The sequence below is a fragment of the Mesorhizobium sp. M2A.F.Ca.ET.039.01.1.1 genome (assembly GCF_003998035.1).
Lineage (GTDB): Bacteria > Pseudomonadota > Alphaproteobacteria > Rhizobiales > Rhizobiaceae > Mesorhizobium.
In genome coordinates this window covers 1-4,350 of record NZ_RZRY01000549.1, presented here as the reverse complement: position 1 = coordinate 4,350, position 4,350 = coordinate 1, and the positions used below count along the sequence as shown (strand labels likewise).

At 67.2% G+C, this 4,350-nt stretch carries 5 protein-coding genes; all 5 read left to right on the top strand.

Annotated features, from left to right (window positions below; all coding sequences use genetic code 11):
• Positions 1–75 precede the first annotated feature (75 nt).
• Positions 76–2,145, top strand: coding sequence for an ABC transporter ATP-binding protein/permease (locus tag EOA24_RS28940; RefSeq protein ID WP_126078053.1), 2,070 nt, complete (start codon positions 76–78; stop codon positions 2,143–2,145).
• Positions 2,146–2,498: 353 nt separating this feature from the next.
• Positions 2,499–2,924, top strand: coding sequence for a DOPA 4,5-dioxygenase family protein (locus EOA24_RS28935; protein ID WP_126078052.1), 426 nt, complete (start codon positions 2,499–2,501; stop codon positions 2,922–2,924).
• Positions 2,925–3,125: 201 nt separating this feature from the next.
• The gene (locus EOA24_RS28930; RefSeq protein ID WP_126078051.1) at positions 3,126–3,401 is read left to right on the top strand and encodes a PepSY domain-containing protein; all 276 of its coding nucleotides are present in this window, start codon (positions 3,126–3,128) and stop codon (positions 3,399–3,401) included.
• Positions 3,379–3,969 carry a cytochrome b/b6 domain-containing protein gene (locus EOA24_RS28925; protein ID WP_189343176.1) on the top strand — a complete coding sequence of 197 codons (591 nt, stop codon included), beginning with the start codon at positions 3,379–3,381 and terminating at the stop codon, positions 3,967–3,969. Before EOA24_RS28930 ends, EOA24_RS28925 begins: the two co-directional genes overlap by 23 nt.
• Before the next feature lie 123 nt (positions 3,970–4,092).
• Positions 4,093–4,350, top strand: a 258-nt coding sequence (locus tag EOA24_RS28920; RefSeq protein WP_189354310.1) for a cytochrome b/b6 domain-containing protein, incomplete at its 3' end; no start/stop codon positions are given.

Sequence of the window (4,350 nt, the reverse complement as noted above, 5' to 3'; positions counted from 1 at the left end):
GAGAGGGGGAGCGCCCTATGCGATTGGCCCCGCCGAACCCATGAAACCTTTTGATTTTTGGGCCGTTGTGCGGCGATGCCCAAGGCCAAAGCCAAACCGACGCCCGCAGGCGCCGCCACTTTGCGTGCGGTCCGCCAATCGCGCCCGCAGAAGCAGATAGAGAAGCCGAAGCCGCGGCAGGAGAAGCGACCCAGGCCGCGCGATGCCGAGCCCAAGGCTTCGGAGCAAAAAGCCCCCGCCGATGCCGCGCCCGAGGCCATCGGCCATGCCGGGTCGCCGCCGCCCGAGGCCGCCGAGCCGGGTCCTCAGCTTTCGCCCGAAGAGGCCGAGCGGGCGCGCAAGAAGTATCTTCTGCGGCGCTTCTGGATCAGCGGCCGCGGCTACTGGGGTTTGCATGGCGACAGGCTCGCCTGGCCGCTGACGATCGGGCTGCTCGTGCTGATCTGCGTCAATGTCGGTTTTCAATATGGCATCAACCGCTGGAACCGCGCGATCTTCGACGCTATCGAGCAGCGCGACGCCCACACCGTCTATTGGCTCAGCGCTATCTTCCTGCCGCTGGTCGCCGGCAGCATCAGCCTGGTGGTCGCCCAGGTCTATCTGCGCATGACCATGCAGCGCCGCTGGCGCTCCTGGCTGACCACGGCGGTCATCCAGCGCTGGCTGGCCAGCGGCCGCTATTACCAGCTCAACCTCGTCAAGGGCGACCACGCCAACCCCGAGGCCCGCCTGACCGAGGATCTCAGGATCGCCACGGAATCGCCGGTGGATTTCGTCGCCGGCGTGCTCAACGCCTTCCTGTCGGCCTCGACCTTCATCGTGGTGCTGTGGACCATCGGCGGCGCCCTGAGCTTTTCGCTGGGCGGCTCGGTCATCACCGTGCCCGGCTTCCTCGTCGTCACCGCCGTCATCTATGCCGCCATCACCTCGACCTCGATGTTCTTCATCGGCCGCCATTTCGTCGAGCTTTCCGAGCAGAAGAACCAGACGGAAGCAGAGTTCCGCTACGTGCTGACGCGCGTGCGCGAAAACGGTGAAAGTATCGCGCTGCTGGGCGGCGAGGAGGAGGAGAACGCCGGCATCGACCGCAGCTTCGCTGCCGTGCTCGGCCGCTGGGCGCGGCTCACCGGCCAGCACATGCGCACCACGCTCGTCTCGCAGGGCTCCAGCCTGTTTGCGCCGGTAGTGCCGGTGCTTCTATGCGCGCCGAAATTCCTCGACGGCTCGATGAGCCTTGGACAGGTCATGCAGGCGGCCTCCGCCTTCGCCATGGTGCAAGGCGCCTTTGGCTGGCTGGTCGACAATTATCCCCGGCTCGCCGACTGGAACGCCTCGGCCCGCCGCATCGCCTCGCTGATGATGTCTCTCGACGGGCTGGAGCGGGCCGAAGCGAATGACAGGCTGGGCCGCATCCAGCGCGGCGAGACCGAGGACGGCGCCATGCTCAGCCTCAGGAATCTTTCCGTGACGCTCGACGACGGTACCTCGGTGGTGAAGGAAACCGAGGTGGCGATCGAGCCCGGCGAGCGCGTGCTGGTCTCGGGCGAGTCCGGCACCGGCAAGTCGACGCTGGTGCGCGCCATCGCCGGCCTGTGGCCCTGGGGCAGCGGCCGCGTCGATTTCCATCCGGGCAAGCGGCTCTTCATGCTGCCGCAGCGCCCCTATATCCCGTCCGGCACGCTGCGCCGCGCCACCGCCTATCCGGCCGCCGCCGACAATTGGAAGAAGGCCGAGATCGCCGCTGCCCTCGACAAGGTCGGCCTCGGCTATCTGAAGAACCGGCTGGAGGAAGAGGCGCCGTGGGACCAGACGCTGTCCGGCGGCGAGAAGCAGCGGCTGGCCTTCGCGCGCCTCCTGCTGCATGCGCCGGACATCGTCGTGCTCGACGAGGCGACCTCGGCGCTGGACGAGAAGAGCCAGGACACGATGATGCAGACGGTGATGAAGGAACTGCCCACCGTCACCATCATCAGCGTCGCCCACCGCGCCGAGCTGGAAGCTTTTCATACGCGCAAGATCACGCTGGAGCGGCGTGAGGGCGGCGCGCGGCTGGTCAGCGATGTCGATCTGGTATCGAGGAAGAAGAAGCGCGGCCTGATCCGGCGGGCGCTGTGGGGAAGCGGCGCGAATGGCGGCGAGGGGTAGGGAAGCGCTCCGAGCGCAATCGCGGAGGTCGCTCCCCCTCTCCGTCTCGGCTTCGCCGATCCACCTCTCCCCCGCCTTTGGCGGGGGCGAGGAACCCAAGCTTTCCGAAGCCGCACCCACTGCAATTGGCATTTCCTCGCCCTCGGCGGTTAGCATTTCCTCGCCCCCGCCAAAGGCGGGGGAGAGGTGGCTCGGCGCGCAGCGCCGAGACGGAGAGGGGGCAGCGCCAGCGTCCGCGATTGCCAGCCAAACTCGCCGACACTGAACGGAGCGCTTCACCCGTTTCCAGGAAACGGAGAACCGCCTACAGTCCCACCGCTCAGGATCGAACCATCGGGGAGGGGAGCATCGCGATGAACGACGCCACGCCAGATAATCCGAGACAGCTTTCGGAGATCGCCAGCTATCACGCCCATATCTATTTCGGCGATGCGGCCGAGCGCCGGCACGCCGAATGGCTGCGCGAGCGCATCGGCGAGCGTTTTCGCGTGCGGCTGGGCAACTGGCACGACAGGAAGGTCGGCCCGCATGACCAGGCCATGTACCAGGTCTCCTTCGCCACCGGCCTTTTCGCCACGCTGGTTCCGTGGCTGATGCTGAACCATGGCGGCTTGAGCATCCTGATTCACCCCAACACCGCCAATGCCAGGCGCGATCATCTCGTCGACCCGCTCTGGATCGGCCGCCCGCTGGCGGTGCATGCCGAGGTCCTGCCCGACGAGGATCACGAGGCGGAAGCGGCGCTGGAGGTCAACACCGAGCCGACGCTCGCCGTGTAGGAGCCTGCCGGCTTAGCCGAAAAATTCAGCGATATCGGGCACGCCGCCCGGATCTCCCGCGCCGCGCCCGCCCCTCGGGAAGGCTGTCAGTCGGTTGTCAGCTTGGATCAGCTATGCCTCGCCAATGACGCGCGCAAGCCGTCACGGCCTGTCGGCTGAATCCTCAGCCGCGCCGCAACCTCCCAACCGGATGGATATCCCATGTATCGCACTCTTCTTATCGCCGCCCTCGCGGGCGTGATCGCCGGACCGGCGCTGGCGGCCGGCACCTGCAGCACCGCCGCGAAATCGAAGTTCCAGCCCAAGGCGACGCTCGAGGCGCAGCTGAAGGGCGAGGGCCTCACCGTGCGCCAGATCAAGACCGAGAAGGGCTGCTACGAGATCTATGCGGTCGACAAGGACGGCAAGAAGGTCAACACCGCCTACAATGCCGAGACGCTGGAGAAGCTCGACAATGCCGAAGCCGGCGAAAACTGATCGAGCCTTGCCGGCACAGGCCCAGGCGCACCGCGACGTGGTGCGCGTCTGGGACCGTGTCGTGCGCGGCTTCCACTGGGCGCTGGTGCTGAGCTTCGCCATCGCCTGGTTCACGCCGCAAAGCGCCGAGAACATCCACCACTGGGCCGGCTACGCCGCCGCCTCGCTTGTCGCCATGAGGCTGGTGTGGGGCATCGTCGGCACGCCCTATGCGCGCTTCTCGCAATTCGTGCGCGATCCCGCGACGGTGCTGCGCTATCTCCTTGCCATATTGAGAGGCAGCGAGGCCCGCTATATCGGCCACAACCCGGCGGGCGGCGCGATGGTGCTCGTGCTGATGGCCATGATGGTGTCGGTGGCGGTGACCGGGTGGATGCAGACGACGGACGCGTATTTCGGCGTATCCTGGGTGGAGGACGCGCACAGCCTGGCCGCCCACGGCCTGCTCGCGCTGGTGCTCGTCCATATCGGCGGCGTGGCGCTGGCAAGCCTTCGCCACAATGAAAACCTTGTTCGCGCGATGATCACTGGCCGCAAGCGCAAAGCCGCGCCGGCCGACATCGCCTGAACGCGCCCCGCTGCGGGGCAACTGCGGGCGCCTGCCTGGACGCCCGCGGAACCATATGAACGTTGCGTGCCGAGGCGTTCCCGACCTCGGCATGCGCGTGCCTGACAAGACGGAGCAAGCCCGATGCGGCGCTATTCACAGATCACCATCGCGATCCATTGGCTTACGGCCCTGCTGGTCGTCATCGCCTGGTTCACCGCCGAGGGCGGGCGCCATGCGCGCGCCGACCCGCCCTATTTGCATTTCACCCTCGGCCTCGCCGTGCTGCTGCTGGTCGTCCCGCGCCTGCTGGCGCGCTGGCTGGGCGCTGCCCCCCGCGTCGAGGACCCGCAGAGCCGCTGGATGGACCTTGCCGCGCGCGCCGGGCACACGGTGCTCTAT